Source organism: Helicobacter sp. 219-2, assembly GCF_030053225.1.
GTDB classification, from domain to species: Bacteria; Campylobacterota; Campylobacteria; order Campylobacterales; family Helicobacteraceae; genus Helicobacter; species Helicobacter pylori_C.
In genome coordinates, this window is the sequence record NZ_JASGBS010000001.1 from 1,063,266 (window position 1) to 1,077,942 (window position 14,677).

Genomic DNA, 14,677 nt, shown 5'->3' on the forward strand with positions numbered 1-14,677 from the left:
TCTTTAAAAACTTTTGGCGAGCGCAAAAAGCCATTGGATGAGGGTTAAATCTAAAAATTTCAAAACAATGACCACCACTAAAGGAGCGAAATCCAACCCGTTAAACACAAGCTTGAATCTAGAGCGTAAAAAATAAAACACCGGCTCGCACAAGCGAGCGAGGATTTGCATGATGGGGTTATTGGGGTTAGGTTGCACAAAGCTAATGAGTGAATAAATGATCACTACCCACATATAAATCGTAATGAGCGAGCTTAAAATCACCGCTACCGCATTAATAAGGGTGGAAAATATCATGCTTTGAGCCTTAAAACTTCTTGATAATGGCTTTGGATATAGGGGAAAATCAAAGGCAATTCAACGCCATGCGAGTTCCCGGTTAAAAGAATGCGCAAAGGTTTGAAAAAATCCTTACCCTTAAGCTGACTTAATCGCATGGCTTCTTTTTTAAAACTTTCAAAATCCTTATACGCTTGAAAATCCATGCTTTTTAGAGCGTTAAAAAGCGCTAAACAACGCTCTTTAAAATCTTCGTTTTCGTAAGTTTTAACAATATCTTTTGGCTCTAAAAACAACGAAATTTTTTCTTTCAATTCTAAAAGCGTGCCGCATTCTTCTATAAACAATCTTAAAAGCCCTAAGAGGTTTTTATCTTTTATCAAAGTGAGTTCTAATAACTTATCATCGTCTAAAAGCTTTAAATGCTCGTGGTTTAAGTGTTTTAAATATTTTAAATTAAAATGGGCCGGGGAACTGGAAAGATTTTCTAAATCAAACCATTCTATCGCTTCATCAAGGCTGAAAACTTCTTTAGGCACTTTATTACCGATAGTGATGAGATAATTCACAATCGCCTCCGGTAAAAACCCTTGATTTAAAAGCCATTTCACGCTGGAGGCTTCATCTCTTTTACTCATCTTTTTACCGCTTGTTTCATCTAAAATAATGGGCAAATGCGCATAAACAATCGGATTATTTGAGCCTAAAGCTTGCTGGATTAAAATTTGTTTAGGGGTGTTACTCACATGATCTTCGCCTCTAATAATCAAACTGATTTCATAGAGCAAATCATCGCATGCGCAAGCGAAATTATAAGTCGGGCTTTTATCCTGTCTTAAAAGCACAAAAGAATCCAATTCATAAGGTTCAAATTTCACTTCTTTTTTAATCGCATCATTGAAAGACACCGCATGATTTGGGGCTTTTAAACGCACCACAGGGGCATGGTGCTTGTCTTTTTCTAAAGCCGCCCACTCGTCTAAATACCTGAAAGGGCGTTTTTCATTTTTGGCTTTTTCTTTTTCTCTTTCTAAAAACTCCGCACTCGCATAGCAATAAAACGCTTTATTTTCTTTCAGTAATTTTTCTGCCATTTCTCTGTGATAATCTATGTTATGGCTTTGATACACGAGCTTATCCCAGCTTATCCCCATAAGCTTTAAAATCTCTAAAATTTCTTGATCTTTGCCTTCAATGTTGCGTTCTTTGTCCGTGTCTTCAATGCGAATGAGAAAGGGTTTATGCTGCTGTTTGGCGACAATGTAGTTAAAAATGGCTGCCCTTAAATTCCCTATGTGCATATCCCCTGTAGGCGAAGGCGCAAAACGAAGCATAAAAACCCTTTATTGAAAAATAGTTTTTGATTATACCTAAAGAATACTTAATTATGCTGTGGTGGTTTTGTTTTTATCAAACATGAACAGACATCATTTAAGAGATTAGCGTTTGGCTAACGCCAAGCTCTTTATGGTTGGCTATCAAAAAGCCAAAAGCGTTTTTTATTCAATCACTTCATAAATAACTTCTGTCTTCCAGCGGGTTTTAGGGGTGATTTCTTGATTGCGATAACCAAAGCTAGCCATTACCGATACCCCAAATTCCGCCGTGTTTAGATAGCCTTTTTCCTTTAAATAAGCCTCCACTTTTTCTTGATCATACCCTTCAATCGGGCAAGAATCAATCCCCAACATGGCCGCTGCCATCATCATGTTCGCCATTTGGATATAAGTCTGCTTGCTAGCCCAATCAAACAAGGATCGTTCGCTATTGAGTTCCATGTCGCTCTCTTGGAAATTTTTGATCATTTGAGCGAACCTAGAATCAGTGTCATAATCCCTTTTTTTAACCTCATGCATCACTTTTTTAACATAATCGCTGTCATAAGTAACGCCTTTTCGCGCAAGATAAATGACAAAATGGCTCGCTCCCTCTAAACTAGAAAGAGCCCCCCAGGCCATCGGTTTTAAATCTTCTTTCATGCATTCATTCTTTAATAAAAGCATTTTCCATGGTTCAAGCCCGAATGCAGAAGGGGCTAACCTCCCCACTTCAACCAACGCTTCCCAATCCTTTTGAGAAATACGGCGATTGGGATCGTATTTTTTCGTAGCGAATCGTTGGTGCTGTAAAGCAACCACTTGTTCTCTGTCCATTTTGATCTCCTTTTTCTAAATAATGATAAACGATAATAACAAACGGCTGCCATATCCAATGTGCTTAAACCGGATTTTCTGCTTGAAAATAAAGCTCTTATGGCATTCATCAAGATTTTGCGTTGTCATGTTTTTCCATTTGTAATTTTTTTGCCTATTGGCGAAAGGTTTATAGCATCATTAAGTAAATAATGATCCTTAACCCATTTTATCAGCCATTCTAAAGAATTATTTTTAGGGTGAGCGATGACTAAATTTAGGCATGCGTTCAAAATTTCGCCGATTTGTTGGCGCTGGTAACCCAAATTTTGGAGCGTGCCGCCCTTAAGGGCTAGGTGCTCTTTTTTAAAAGGCTCGTTAGCGTTGGATATTTCTTTTAACAAGCTTTTAATTTTTAAAGCGCGTTTGGGGTTTTTGAGTGCATAAAAATCTAAAGCCAAATTAAAAGGCTCTAAATCGTAGTTTTTTAATAAAAATTTTAATTCTGTTTTGTTATGAATATTTAAAAAAGCTTTATGGCATTCTTTAGCTTTTAAAAATAAAACACAAATTTTTTTAGGATAGCGTAAATTTTCTAAACTTTTTTGGTGTTTAAAAAACCCTAACAATCTTAATTCCAGATTGAAAGACGCGTTTTTTAAAAACCCTAAATTTTCTATTTTCTCTTGAGTAACCAACTCTAAAATTTCTTGATATTCTTTAGCTACTTCATAGGCGTTTTTCCCCATAAGAAACTTATTCAATTCGTTTTGTAAGCGCTCTTTGGAGAGGTGTTTTAACAAATCCTTACACGCAAAAATCGCTCTTTTGGTGCTTGGTGCTATCTTAAAGCCTAAAGTCGCGCTAAATCGTAGCGCTCTTAAAATCCTTAAAGCGTCCTCAAAAAACCTCAATCGTGCTTCCCCCACGCATTCAATCATTTGATTTTTAATCGCACTTTGCCCCTTAAAAGGATCAATCAGTCCTTTTGTAGGGCTATAAGCGATCGCATTCATGCTAAAATCGCGCCGCTTTAAATCGTCTGTTAAACGAGCGCTAAAAACCAATTCTTTAGGCTTTCGGTGCTTGATATGCCCTTTTTCAATTCTAAAAGTTGTGATTTCATAGCTTTGATTGTTTTTAAGAGCCGTGATCGTGCCATGCTTGATGCCGGTTTCTAGCACCCTAAAATGGTGCTTTAAAAGAAGCTCTTTACTTTCATTGACTAAAGCGTTTGAGGTTAAATCGTAATCTTTAGGGGCAATGCCCATTAAATAATCGCGCACGCACCCCCCTACCAAGTAAAGCTCATAGGGGGATTTTTCATAAATGCCAAACAATTCTTTTAATTCTTTGTCTAGTTCAAACACGCTTTTTACTCTTAAAATTTCTTTGTGTTATTATATCTTTTTAGAATTTTAAGGAATTTTGATGGAACAAGAAATTTGCGTGATCAGTTTTAGCGGCGGGCAAGACAGCACCACTTTAGCCGTATGGGCGAAAAAGCGTTTTAAAAAAGTCTATTTAGTGGGGTTTGATTACGCGCAAAAACACTCTGTGGAATTAGAATGCGCTCAAAAAATCGCTTCTCTTTTGCAACTCCCTTATGAAATTATCCCATTAGATTTTTTAGAAAATATCACCCACTCCGCACTTTTTAAAAACTCTAACGATTTAATAGGGCATTCGCACGCGCAAAATAAAGATTTACCCAACTCTTTTGTGCCTAATCGTAACGCTATTTTTATCACCCTTTTGCATTCTTACGCGCAAAAAATAGGGGCTAGTAACATCGCTTTAGGGGTTTCGCAAGCGGATTTTAGCGGCTATCCGGATTGTAAAGAAGATTTCATTAAAAGCATCGAGCATGCGCTCAATTTAGGATCAAACACGGCGATTAAAATCCTAACACCTTTAATGTTTTTGAATAAAGCGCAAGAATTTCAAATGGCTAAAGATTTAGGGGCTTTAGATTTAGTCATCAAAGAAACGCACACCTGCTATCAAGGAGAGCGAAAGATTTTGCATGCTTATGGCTATGGCTGCGATGAATGCCCGGCATGCCAATTGAGAAAAAAAGGCTATGAAGAGTTTGAATCTCATAAAAAATAAGGTTTTGTTTTAAAAAACCAACTAAAGAGCCTTAAAAAGCGTGTTTTAATGTTTGTTTTTAAAGTTATTTAAAGTTATATGTATAGTTAAGATAAACGCTCACCACTCTTTTATAATCCAATTTATCCCCATAATTATCGCTATAGTAATTGACCTTAAAAGCTGGCACTTTAACCCCTAATTCAACACTAGAACCCCCAAGATATATTTCATCGCCATAGCGATCAATATCGTATTCATCGCTATTATAACGAACGCCAAATTTTCCTTGTAACTGAAAAATCGTGTGGCTCTTGACTTGATTGAAAGGGGTGAGATTGTTACTTGCAAACCAAGTGCTAGCCCCTATATCCATGCCAATCACAAGCCCTGAAGATTTTCTAAATATGTGCCTTGATACCTTTTTTAATGTATTAGCGTCTAGCGTTCTGCCGGTCATATCTTTGTAAAATATAGAGAGCCCTTTTACCCTTCGTTCAACATATTCTTGGGACGCTCGCTTATCGTTAGTCCAATTAATGAGTAAATCCGTATTGAAACCATAGGGTAAAAAAACGATTAAACCGCTGCCAGGAACAGAACCAACGCCACCAAGTTGGTAACCGAAAAAAAGAGAGTGCCTAAACCCTATAATCCTTTTTTTACCCAAAAAATATTTATACCCAAAGCTGAGTTCATTGAAAAGACCGCCCGATCCACCATTTCCTGCGAATCGGTTAGCGATTTTTGTTGAATCTTTCACTTTGTTTAAGGCGTTTTGTGCATCTCTTATGGCTTTTGTGTTTTGTTCGGGGAATAATGAATTTTTTGCGTTATTGATCGCTTGATTTAAGGCGTTTTCTGCTGAAGCTTTTTCGCCGATGCTGCCTTGTCCTTTAATATAGCTTCCTTCTGCAAAATTTAAACCTAAATAAAATCCATTCCTTTCAGCGTGGAGCCAAAACGAGAAAAAGAGAGTTAGTAAAAGGGTTTTTTTCATGGTTTTTCTTTGGTTTAAGATTTACTATGATTAGGTAGTTTATCATAAAAATAAGATTTTAGTTATTGGGTTTAATGGAAAACAAAATTAAAATGAAATAGCCACAAAACCACCACTTAATGGATATTGAATTAAAAACATGTTAATCTTTAGTTACTTTTAAATTTAGGAAACCCCATGCATCAAAACGATAAAACTTTTTTACCCACCCCATCCGCTCACCTCTCTAAAATCATTCTTTTTTTAAACGCTGGCTTTTTAGCCTATGTGTATAACTTAATGTCAAGTCAATATTACGATATGCTATTAGTTAAGTATTAAAATCATAATATGTTAGAGTCAAGATAGCTTAAGCGGATTTTTTCTGATCCATTTGAGTAGAACTTGATTGTTTATTTTCAAGCACGCATCAAATAGAGCTTTTTCCTTTCGCTTGAAGAAGCGATATTAAGCAGTTGGCGGTATTTGGTGATCGTTCTTCTTACCATTTTCAAATGGAATTTTTCTTCAATGAGTTCTAAAATCTTAGCGTCGCTCAAAGGCTCTTTTTTGTCTTCATTTTTAATCAATTCTAAAAGGTAGTCTTTAATCACAGCGTTTGAAGTCTCGCTATTGTCTAAGGCGGTGCTAAAGAAATGCTTAATCGGGAAAACCCCCCTTTGACATGCCAAATATTTATTAGAAATGGCCCTTGAAATCGTGCTTACAGAGTGGTTAAACTCATTGGCTAAATCCAATAATTTTAAAGGGCGCAATTTTTTACCCTTAAAAAAATCGTATTGATATTCTAAAAGCATGAGACCGATTTTATAAATCGTGGCTTTTCTCAAATTTAGTGCATCAATCAAATCTTTAGCCTCTTTTAATTTTTCTTTTAAATAAGCACTATCTTTAAAGCGATTTTCTTCTAAACTGATCGTCGGATAGCTCTCATCATTCAAACGCACGATGATTTCATCATCCACTTCTAGAATAAAAAGCTCCGGAATGACTTCTATTTCTTTTTCTAAAAACTCAATGGCTGGGGGGTTTTTAAAGGATTTTAAAATCTTTAAAGCCTTTTCATAATAAAAATCTTTAGAAAATTCATGGTGTTTTTCTAAATTTAAAATGATTTTTCGCGCTTCTTCATAAAGCTCGTTATTGTCTAATTCCCTACTCTCTAACTGGAATAAAAAGCTCTCTTTCACATCTTTAGCGCCAATGCCAGCGGGATTAAGGTAACTAAAACGCTTGCGCACTTTTTCATAAACTTCGCTCTCTACCCCTAAAATTTTAGCCCTTTCTTCAATGTTTTCTTCAAAATACCCTTCACTATCTAGCCCATTGATAATATCCATAGCGATTTTTTGAGAGGTTTCAGTGGGAAAGAGAGGGGGAATGATTTGAGATTCTAAGGTTTCAAAAAGGCTTTTAGAGGCGATTGCGAAATTTTCTAAATGATCGCTGCTATTTTTAGCGCTAAAACGATCGCTAAAATTTTTGATGCGTTTGTTTTCAATTTTGATTAAGGGGTTATCCAGGGCGTTTTGTTTCAACACTTCTTCTAAATCTTCAAGCTCGCTTTGTAAAATGGGGAGCCACCCTTTTAAGGTAGCGTTTAATTTATTTTTAGGGCTAAGGTTTGCGCGTAAAACCGCCATGTCTATACCTTAAAATTTTCCCCTAAATAATACTTACGCACCAGAGCGTTTTCATAAATTTCATTAGCGTTCCCGCTCGCTAAAAGCGTGCCACTTTTAATCACATACGCCCTATGGCACACGCTCAAAGTCTCTCGCACATTGTGATCAGTGATCAACACGCCGATGTTTAATCCAATCAAGCTTTCAATGATTCTTTGAATGTCAATCACCGCAATCGGATCCACGCCCGCAAAAGGCTCGTCTAATAGCACGAATTTAGGGTTTTTCATTAAAGCCCTAGCGATTTCTACGCGCCTTCTTTCTCCCCCACTCAAGCTCATGCCCTTGCGCTCTCTTATGGCTTGGATATTGAAAGCGTCTAACAAGCTTTCCATTTTTTCTTCGCTCTCTTTAGAGTTTTTAAAAGTGCTCTCCCCTGCTAGGGCCAGATTCTCTTCCACGCTCAATTCTTTAAAAATGCTGGATTCTTGGGGCAAGTAGCCTATGCCTAAGTTAGAACGCTTGTGTAAGGGGTATTTAGCTAAATTGACATCGTTTAAATAAACGCTCCCCCCACTAGGTTCTAAAAGCCCGCATATCATATAAAAGGTGGTAGTTTTACCCGCCCCATTAGGCCCTAAAAGCCCCACCACTTCGCCGCTTTTCACTTCTAAAGAAACATCTGAAACGATTTTGGTTTTTTTAATCTGTTTGTTTAAATGCTCTGCTTTTAAAATATCCATTCAAACGACCCTTTAAACGATCTTTATTGTATAAAAACGGCTGGTTAATTCGGTTTTAATTTCCACAACCTTAATAGCTAAATCGTATTTTTTTAAAATTTTTTCTAATTTTTCATCGCCCCATTCCACAAAATGGATCCCCTTTTCTAACAAGCACTCTAACATGCCAAGCTCCAAGCAAGCCTCTAAATCGCGCATGTAAAAATCATAATGGAACACGCTCTCGCTATAAGCATGCATCAGGCTAAAAGTGGGCGAAGTCGCTTGAATGTCTAAACCCAAGTGCTTCAAGCACGCTTGAACCAAAGTCGTTTTACCGCTCCCCACAACGCCTTTTAAAAGCACCACCCCCTTAAAATCATCTTTTAAAATTGCAGCAGCCACTTTGTCTAACTCGTCTAAATGCGCTCTCATAACAATTCCACGCTTTTGATTTCAAACTCGCTCTTAATCTCTTCAATGAGATCAGAATGGTTAGCCATGAATTCTTGCAAGGCTGTAGGGGTTTCTTTTGGTTGGGTTTCTTGAACCTCTTTAGTGTCGTTTTCTTTAGTTTCTTTTTCAATCGCTTCTTTAGTTTCTTTTTCTTTCATTTCAGCCGTCGTTTCGGTGGTTGGTTTGGGCTTTAAAGAGGGGAATTTAAACTCTTTAATTTCTTCTAAAGCGCTTTTATTTTGATTTTTTAAAGCGATTTTGATATTTTCGCCCTTGCCAAAAACCCCATCAACGATACTTTTCACGATTTTAAAACGCTCTCTTAAAAGCTCTTTATCTTTATGGGTGGCTAAAGACTCCCAAGTCAAGGTTTTAGTCTGGCTGTCAAAATCAATAAAACGGATATTTTTTTCAAACACCGCCCCTAATTCGTAGTTGCGCTCATAAACCAATGTTTGAACTTGTTTGAAAAGGTTGTGAAAAATGCGATCTTTGGCTGAAAGCATGGGGGTTTGCGGGGTTTCTGTGTTTTCTTTTTTTTCTGGCTTTTCTATTTTCTCTGCACTTTTGGATTCTTGTTTAGGGGCGTTAGCGTTTTGGTTTAAGGGCTTTAAAGCGCTTTCTTTACTTTGCTCTAATTCCAAAATCGCATCGTCTAGGGCTTTGAGTTTCAAAGCTTCTTTGAATTTCATTTTCAATAACAACAGCACAAAACTGGCATTAGCCCCTTCTTTTAAAAGGCTCAAACCGCTCATAATGATTTTAAAAAAGCGCTCTATCAAAAGGATGGAATACGAATCAGGGCTTAATAATTTCGCTTTCAAAAAAAGCATCATTTCTTCTAAAACGCTCTCGGTTTCATAATTTTCTAAAATGGCATAACGCTCTTGCAATCGCGCTTCATCTTGGTTGATTAGGCTTTGAAAAAAATCTTCTAAAACGCTCCTATCAATCGCTCCTAACATTTCAGCCACTTTGCTTTCTGTGATAGCGTTATCGCAATAATTGATGGCTTGTTCTAAAAGAGTGATCGTATCTCTTAAGCTCCCTTGCCCGCTGTGAGCCAGTTTTTCTAACGCGCTTGTTTCATAACTCACTTGTTCTTTTTCTAAAATAGTTTTTAAATGAGAAATAACGGAATTTTCAGGGATTTTTTTAAACCTGAAATGCTGGGTGCGGCTGAGTATGGTAGCGGGCAATTTCAAGGCGTCCGTTGTCGCTAAAAGGAATTTCACATGGCTAGGAGGCTCTTCTAAAGTCTTTAAAAGCGCGTTAAACGCTTCGGTGGTGAACATATGCACTTCATCAATGATAAAGATTTTATAGCGCCCAAAGCTTGGTTTGTAGCGCGTTTGCTCTATGAGATTACGGACATCATCAATCCCCCTATTAGACGCCCCGTCCATTTCTATAATATCTATATGGTGGTTGTTTAAAGCGCTCTGGCATTGGGTGCAAGTATCGCAAGGCACAGCTTTTGGTCCTTCTTCACACATTAAAGCCCTAGCAAAAATCCTAGAAGAGCTGGTTTTGCCTGAACCTCTTAACCCGCTGAATAAATAAGCGTTAGCCAAACGCTGGTTGTCTAGGGCTAAAGAAAGCGTTTTAGCCACGCTCTCTTGACCGACTAGCTCGCTAAAATGTTTGGGGCGGTATTTTAACGCTAAAACTTGCATATTGATTGTAATCCTTAAAACTCATTTAGGAATATTGTAATGCAAAATGACTTAAAACTAGCCCCTTTTTAGGTTTTACTCAATAGCGCTAAAAAATCCCTAAATAAAGTAACGCTAAGCGTTCCCATGATAGCGGTTACAAAGAGATTCACCCCCATAAAAATTTTTTGGTTGTTTAAAAGTTTGGAGCCATAACGCAACGATAAAGTGCATAACAATAAAAGCCAAGAAAAGGCAGCCGATAAAGTGCCGGCTAAAAAGACAAATTTTTGAGCTAAATTAAAAGACAAAGCGCTCGCGCCAATTAAAAACACCATTTCCAAATACACTTGAGGGTTGAGTAAGGTAACGCCTAAAGTGAATAATAAGGTCTTTTTTAAGGATAATTTTTTAGGGGTTTGGACTTGCTTCTTTTTAAAGGTTTGAAAAAGGGTTTTTAAAGCTAAAAAAGCGTAAAATCCGGTAAAAGCCGCTCCAAATAAATTCAAAAACAAACTCAAATAAAGGTTTTTAGCAAAATAAGCCCCCACGCCAAACACGCCCATGCTCATTAACACAATATCGCACATAAAACACAAAGCGCAAATCAAAAACACATAATTCCTAGCCATTCCCCTTTCCACAATAAACAAGGATTGTGCTCCCACAGCCGCACACAAAGAAATCGCTAAACCAAAACCTTCTATAAAAACCACAAACATCTTGCTTAAATCCTTTCACTCAAAATAAGCCAAAAACTACCAACACCATATAAACAAATCATTCAAAATGGTATTTTAAAATTTTAGGGTTTAAAACGACCTTTATAAATAAAAATTAAATGATGATATACAATGGCTTGTGCGAAATTTAAAAACCCCATTTTTTAGCGCTCTTAAGAGATGTTTGAGAATAAGTTAAAATTAATATGGTATAATGCCAAAATTTGCTGTCGTTATGCGGCAAAAATTTAGACAACAAGGAATTGGGAATGAGAAGGAGTTTGTCTTTTTGCCTGTTAGCTTTGCTTGGATTACAGGTTTTAGGCGCTAGGGATTTTTCGCAACTCAAAGATAAGGAGCTTTTAGAATTAGCAGGAACTCTGCCTTCTAATGAAGCGATTGATTATCGCATGGAAGTGTCTAAACGCCTTAAAGCCTTAAACGCTGAAGACGCTAAGAAATTCCGCACGAATTTCAGCCGAATCGCTAGGAAGAATCTTTCCAAAATGAGTGAAGAGGATTTCAAAAAAATGCGTGAAGAAGTGCGTAAAGAATTAGAAGAAAAAACCAAAGGTTTGAGCGCTGAAGAAATCAAGGCAAAAGGGCTTAATGTGAGCGTTTGCAGTGGCGATACGAGAAAAGTTTGGTGTAGGGCTGTTAAGAAAAAAGACGAACATTGCTCTCCTAAGTGAGATAAAATTTAATTTAAAAGGATAAAACATGAAAAAAGCGTTGAAAATACTTTCTGTTAGCGCGTTGCTATTTGTGGCTTTAAACGCCAAGGATTTCAGCAAAACAAGCGATGAGGATTTGGCTAAAATGGCTGGCGTTGTCGCTCCTCAGGATATTGTGGATTACACAAAAGAGTTGAAAATGCGCATGAAAAAGATGCCTGAAGACAAGAGAAAGGCGTTCCACAAACAATTGCATGAATATGCAACTAAAAACACAGACAAAATGACCGTAGCGGATTTTGAAGCCCGCCAAAAAGCTATTAAAGAAGCGCTTAAAAAAGGCAACATGGAAGACTTGGATGATGATTTTGGGTTGAGATCATGCAAGCATGGAAAAATGCACAAACACGATAAGCATGGTAAGAAGCATGACAAAAAACATGGCAAAAACCATGATAAAGATCATGACGATAAAGACCATGACCACCATGATGAAGATCACAGCGATAAGCACTAAAGCTTAAACGACACCACTTTTTCTATCAAAGCTTCAAACCCTTTAAGCAGAAATCCTAAACGCTTTTAGCGTTTGGGATAGAAGCATGCTATTATATAAAATATTATTAGTAATTTTTTATTGTTTTTTTAACACGGCAGTTTTATCGCAGTTTTTAGCAATCAGCCAAGCGTAGGATTTATCATTAAAAGCAACTTCTACCCCCAACCACGATTTGATTAAATTCCAATCAAAAATAAAAACCTAAAACCGCTTCAGCGTTTCAAACCATTCTAAAGAGGGTTTTAATACTCTTCAAACATTTCTTGGATTTTTGCCTTATCATTCGTTTTAGTTAAAGCGAGTTGTAAAAGCACCCTAGCTTTTTGGGGGTTTAAATTGTCGCTTGTGATAAAGCCATAAGCTTTGTCATCAATCTCGCCTGAAGTGACTCCACCGCTGCCTACCCTGCTAGAACGAACGATTAAAACCCCCATTTTGCTCGCTTCTTGCATCGCTTTTAAAAACCCAGCGCTCACATTCCCATTACCCACCCCAGCTATCACAACGCCTTTTGCATGCGAGTTTAGGCTCGCTTGGAATAAATCAGGGGTCATGCCGGCATGCGTGTAAATAATATCCACTTTAGGCAGGGGGGTTTTGAGTTGTGAAAGAAAAAATTCGCTCTTCATGGTGTGTTTTCTCAAAGGTTGCATGTAATAGCGCGTTTTGCCATAATACACGCTCCCTATCGCACCGCTATTTAAGGCTTTAAAGGTGGAAGTGTGGGTGGTGTGCGTTTTAACCACTTCCCTAGCGCTAAAAATATTATCGTCCATCACCACCAATACGCCTTTATTCGCGCTTTTTTCATTAGCCGCTACACTCAGCGCGTTATGCAAATTCAAAGCCCCATCCGCGCTCAAAGAAGAAGCATTACGCATCGCTCCCACTAGCACGACCGGTTTTGTGGAGTGTAAAACTAAGTTTAAAAAATACGCACTCTCTTCTAAAGTGTCCGTGCCATGCGTGATAACCACGCCTTGAATACGGCTATCGTCTAGTAATTCTTGGGTGCGTTTGGCGAGCTTGAACCATACCTCTTCATTCATGTCTTGTGAGCCGATGTTAGAAATCTGCTCCCCTTGAATGCGAGCGAGTTTGTTAAGACTAGGGATAGCCTTAAGAAGTTCTTTGATGCTCAACTCGCCGCTTTTATAACTACCCGAACTCGCATTAACGCCACTCCCTGCAATCGTCCCTCCTGTCGCCAGTAAAGCAATGGTGGGTAAATTTTGAGCCATAACTTGCCCCTTCAAACAAAATAAAAGAATCAACAATTTCAAAAATATTCTCATTATAGACCACCTTTTGAAATTTAAAAGGTTTTATAGTATAGTAAAACATCGTTAAAATAAATTTAAAAAGAGTTAATGGTGGATGCCTTTTTTCAGATTGTAGTGTTACTTTTTTCGCTTTTTTTAGGGGCAAGGTTAGGAGGCTTGGGAGTGGGCTATGCGTGGGGTTTGGGCGTGCTTATTTTATGCTTATTTTTGGGGCTAAATCCGGGCAAAATCCCTTTTGATGTGATTTTAATCATCATGGCAGTCATTAGCGCTATTAGCGCGATGCAAAAAGCGGGGGGCTTGGATTACTTAGTCAAAATCGCTGAAAAAATTTTAAGAAAACACCCCAAGCAAATCAACTACCTCGCACCAAGCGTGGCGTATTTTTTAACGATACTAGCCGGCACTGGGCATACGGTTTTTTCTTTAATTCCGGTGATTGTGGAAGTGAGCCAGAGCCAAAACATCAAACCCAAAGCGCCTTTAAGCTTAGCGGTAACCTCTAGTCAAGTCGCTATTACTGCAAGCCCGGTGAGTGCGGCGGTGGTGTTTATGAGCGGCATTTTAGAGCCTTTAGGAGCGAATTACTTGACCCTTTTAATGGTTTGGATCCCTACGACTTTTTTAGCATGCATGATCACGGCGTTTGTTATGGGTTTTACTGATTTGAGATTAGACAGCGATCCGAATTATTTAGAGCGCCTAAAGGCAGGAAAAATTTCGCCCCCCACCATCAAAGAAGAAAAAGAAACCTCAAAAAGCGCGAAATTATCGTTATGGATTTTTATTTGTGGGGTTGTAGCGATCGTTTTTTATGCGAGCGCGATTTCTAAAAATATCGCTTTGATTAGCCCGGTGGTTTTAGGCAGAGATTATGCGATTGTGTCTTTCATGTTGAGCGTGGCAACTTTAATTGTGCTTTTTTGCAAAATTAACGCTAATGAAATCGCTCATTCAAGCGTGTTTAAATCCGGCATGCAAGCGTGCGTGTGCGTGTTAGGCGTGGCGTGGTTGGGCGATACTTTTGTGAGCAATCATTTAGATGAAATCAAGCGATACGCTTCTTTTTTGATCACAGATTACCCGTTTTTATTAGCCGTAGCGCTCTTTTTGGCTTCCATGCTTTTGTATTCGCAAGCTGCCACCTCTAAAGCGCTCATCCCAAGCGTGATCACAGCCTTAGGCATTAGCGCTAACCACACGGAGCATTTGTATATTATCGTGGCTTCTTTTGCGAGCGTTTCGGCGTTGTTTGTGCTACCCACTTACCCTACTTTACTAGGAGCGATCGCTATGGATAACACCGGCACCACTAAAATGGGCCGTTATGTGTTTGATCATGCGTTTTTGATCCCTGGGGTTTTAGTCGTGTCTTTGAGCGTTGCGTTAGGGTTTGTTGTCGCGCCGTTAGTTTTGTAGATTTTATCATTAACGATAAAAAGCTTGGCGTTGCGATTTTCTAAACCCCCTTAAAAAAGA

16 protein-coding genes are annotated in these 14,677 nt (G+C 38.1%); 5 read left to right on the forward strand and 11 right to left on the reverse strand.

All coding sequences use genetic code 11. From position 1 onward, the window contains the following. Positions 1-3: 3 nt before the first annotated feature. From P6280_RS05155 to P6280_RS05170, 4 genes are all read right to left on the reverse strand, one after another. A complete protein-coding gene (locus tag P6280_RS05155) occupies positions 4-297 on the reverse strand; it encodes a YggT family protein (RefSeq protein ID WP_000577948.1) in 294 nt (97 codons plus the stop codon). Next, positions 294-1,613, reverse strand: a complete 1,320-nt coding sequence (gene gltX / locus P6280_RS05160) for a glutamate--tRNA ligase (RefSeq protein WP_283237177.1) — start codon at positions 1,611-1,613, stop codon at positions 294-296. Before gltX ends, P6280_RS05155 begins: the two co-directional genes overlap by 4 nt. Positions 1,614-1,778: 165 nt before the next feature. Then, positions 1,779-2,432: an NAD(P)H-dependent flavin oxidoreductase FrxA gene (gene frxA / locus P6280_RS05165; RefSeq protein WP_283237178.1), complete on the reverse strand. Its 654-nt coding sequence runs from the start codon at positions 2,430-2,432 to the stop codon at positions 1,779-1,781. A 125-nt stretch (positions 2,433-2,557) separates the two neighbouring features. Beyond that, positions 2,558-3,781 (reverse strand): CCA tRNA nucleotidyltransferase, encoded by a 1,224-nt coding sequence (locus tag P6280_RS05170; RefSeq protein ID WP_283237179.1) that lies wholly within the window; start codon positions 3,779-3,781, stop codon positions 2,558-2,560. Between the two features lie 61 nt (positions 3,782-3,842). Here P6280_RS05170 and queC point away from each other — a divergent pair, with 61 nt between their 5' ends. Next, complete coding sequence (queC, locus tag P6280_RS05175) at positions 3,843-4,523, forward strand: 7-cyano-7-deazaguanine synthase QueC (protein ID WP_219032294.1); 681 nt, start codon at positions 3,843-3,845, stop codon at positions 4,521-4,523. A 64-nt stretch (positions 4,524-4,587) separates the two neighbouring features. Here queC and oipA read toward each other — a convergent pair whose 3' ends face one another. Continuing rightward, positions 4,588-5,502, reverse strand: a complete 915-nt coding sequence (gene oipA / locus P6280_RS05180) for an outer inflammatory protein OipA (RefSeq protein WP_212849956.1) — start codon at positions 5,500-5,502, stop codon at positions 4,588-4,590. Positions 5,503-5,679: 177 nt separating this feature from the next. Here oipA and P6280_RS05185 point away from each other — a divergent pair, with 177 nt between their 5' ends. Then, a complete protein-coding gene (locus tag P6280_RS05185) occupies positions 5,680-5,823 on the forward strand; it encodes a hypothetical protein (RefSeq protein ID WP_283237475.1) in 144 nt (47 codons plus the stop codon). Between the two features lie 77 nt (positions 5,824-5,900). Here P6280_RS05185 and P6280_RS05190 read toward each other — a convergent pair whose 3' ends face one another. The 5 genes from P6280_RS05190 to P6280_RS05210 all read right to left on the reverse strand — a co-directional run bounded on the left by P6280_RS05190 (position 5,901) and on the right by P6280_RS05210 (position 10,682). Continuing rightward, a complete protein-coding gene (locus P6280_RS05190; protein ID WP_283237180.1) occupies positions 5,901-7,145 on the reverse strand; it encodes an RNA polymerase factor sigma-54 in 1,245 nt (414 codons plus the stop codon). Between the two features lie 2 nt (positions 7,146-7,147). Beyond that, positions 7,148-7,870 carry an LPS export ABC transporter ATP-binding protein gene (lptB, locus tag P6280_RS05195; RefSeq protein ID WP_000353244.1) on the reverse strand — a complete coding sequence of 241 codons (723 nt, stop codon included), beginning with the start codon at positions 7,868-7,870 and terminating at the stop codon, positions 7,148-7,150. Between the two features lie 12 nt (positions 7,871-7,882). After that, positions 7,883-8,284, reverse strand: a complete 402-nt coding sequence (gene tsaE / locus P6280_RS05200; protein WP_001201267.1) for a tRNA (adenosine(37)-N6)-threonylcarbamoyltransferase complex ATPase subunit type 1 TsaE — start codon at positions 8,282-8,284, stop codon at positions 7,883-7,885. Next, on the reverse strand, positions 8,281-9,981 hold the full coding sequence (locus P6280_RS05205) for a DNA polymerase III subunit gamma/tau (RefSeq protein WP_283237181.1): 1,701 nt from the start codon (positions 9,979-9,981) through the stop codon (positions 8,281-8,283). The genes tsaE and P6280_RS05205 overlap by 4 nt, the downstream gene beginning before the upstream one ends. Positions 9,982-10,049: 68 nt before the next feature. Beyond that, positions 10,050-10,682, reverse strand: coding sequence for a LysE family transporter (locus tag P6280_RS05210; protein ID WP_000498369.1), 633 nt, complete (start codon positions 10,680-10,682; stop codon positions 10,050-10,052). A 269-nt stretch (positions 10,683-10,951) separates the two neighbouring features. Between P6280_RS05210 and P6280_RS05215 the strand changes: the two genes are divergently transcribed. Together P6280_RS05215 and P6280_RS05220 are read left to right on the forward strand one after the other, a co-directional pair. Next, a complete protein-coding gene (locus P6280_RS05215; RefSeq protein WP_096528235.1) occupies positions 10,952-11,374 on the forward strand; it encodes a DUF1104 domain-containing protein in 423 nt (140 codons plus the stop codon). Between the two features lie 28 nt (positions 11,375-11,402). Further along, the gene (locus tag P6280_RS05220; RefSeq protein ID WP_024773280.1) at positions 11,403-11,873 is read left to right on the forward strand and encodes a sialic acid-binding protein; all 471 of its coding nucleotides are present in this window, start codon (positions 11,403-11,405) and stop codon (positions 11,871-11,873) included. Positions 11,874-12,157: 284 nt separating this feature from the next. Here P6280_RS05220 and P6280_RS05225 read toward each other — a convergent pair whose 3' ends face one another. Next, positions 12,158-13,210, reverse strand: coding sequence for a type II asparaginase (locus tag P6280_RS05225; RefSeq protein ID WP_283237182.1), 1,053 nt, complete (start codon positions 13,208-13,210; stop codon positions 12,158-12,160). Between the two features lie 75 nt (positions 13,211-13,285). Here P6280_RS05225 and P6280_RS05230 point away from each other — a divergent pair, with 75 nt between their 5' ends. Beyond that, positions 13,286-14,617, forward strand: coding sequence for an anaerobic C4-dicarboxylate transporter (locus P6280_RS05230; RefSeq protein ID WP_283237183.1), 1,332 nt, complete (start codon positions 13,286-13,288; stop codon positions 14,615-14,617). Positions 14,618-14,677 lie beyond the last annotated feature (60 nt).

Coding starts and splice junctions, on each gene's coding strand:
- P6280_RS05185 (WP_283237475.1), top strand. CDS start 5,680: ATGCATCAAAACGATAAAACTTTTTTACCCACCCCATCCGCTCACCTC.
- P6280_RS05220 (WP_024773280.1), top strand. CDS start 11,403: ATGAAAAAAGCGTTGAAAATACTTTCTGTTAGCGCGTTGCTATTTGTG.
- P6280_RS05190 (WP_283237180.1), bottom strand. CDS start 7,145: ATGGCGGTTTTACGCGCAAACCTTAGCCCTAAAAATAAATTAAACGCT.
- frxA (WP_283237178.1), bottom strand. CDS start 2,432: ATGGACAGAGAACAAGTGGTTGCTTTACAGCACCAACGATTCGCTACG.
- queC (WP_219032294.1), top strand. CDS start 3,843: ATGGAACAAGAAATTTGCGTGATCAGTTTTAGCGGCGGGCAAGACAGC.
- oipA (WP_212849956.1), bottom strand. CDS start 5,502: ATGAAAAAAACCCTTTTACTAACTCTCTTTTTCTCGTTTTGGCTCCAC.
- P6280_RS05210 (WP_000498369.1), bottom strand. CDS start 10,682: ATGTTTGTGGTTTTTATAGAAGGTTTTGGTTTAGCGATTTCTTTGTGT.
- P6280_RS05230 (WP_283237183.1), top strand. CDS start 13,286: ATGGTGGATGCCTTTTTTCAGATTGTAGTGTTACTTTTTTCGCTTTTT.
- P6280_RS05215 (WP_096528235.1), top strand. CDS start 10,952: ATGAGAAGGAGTTTGTCTTTTTGCCTGTTAGCTTTGCTTGGATTACAG.
- gltX (WP_283237177.1), bottom strand. CDS start 1,613: ATGCTTCGTTTTGCGCCTTCGCCTACAGGGGATATGCACATAGGGAAT.
- P6280_RS05205 (WP_283237181.1), bottom strand. CDS start 9,981: ATGCAAGTTTTAGCGTTAAAATACCGCCCCAAACATTTTAGCGAGCTA.
- tsaE (WP_001201267.1), bottom strand. CDS start 8,284: ATGAGAGCGCATTTAGACGAGTTAGACAAAGTGGCTGCTGCAATTTTA.
- P6280_RS05225 (WP_283237182.1), bottom strand. CDS start 13,210: ATGAGAATATTTTTGAAATTGTTGATTCTTTTATTTTGTTTGAAGGGG.
- P6280_RS05155 (WP_000577948.1), bottom strand. CDS start 297: ATGATATTTTCCACCCTTATTAATGCGGTAGCGGTGATTTTAAGCTCG.
- lptB (WP_000353244.1), bottom strand. CDS start 7,870: ATGGATATTTTAAAAGCAGAGCATTTAAACAAACAGATTAAAAAAACC.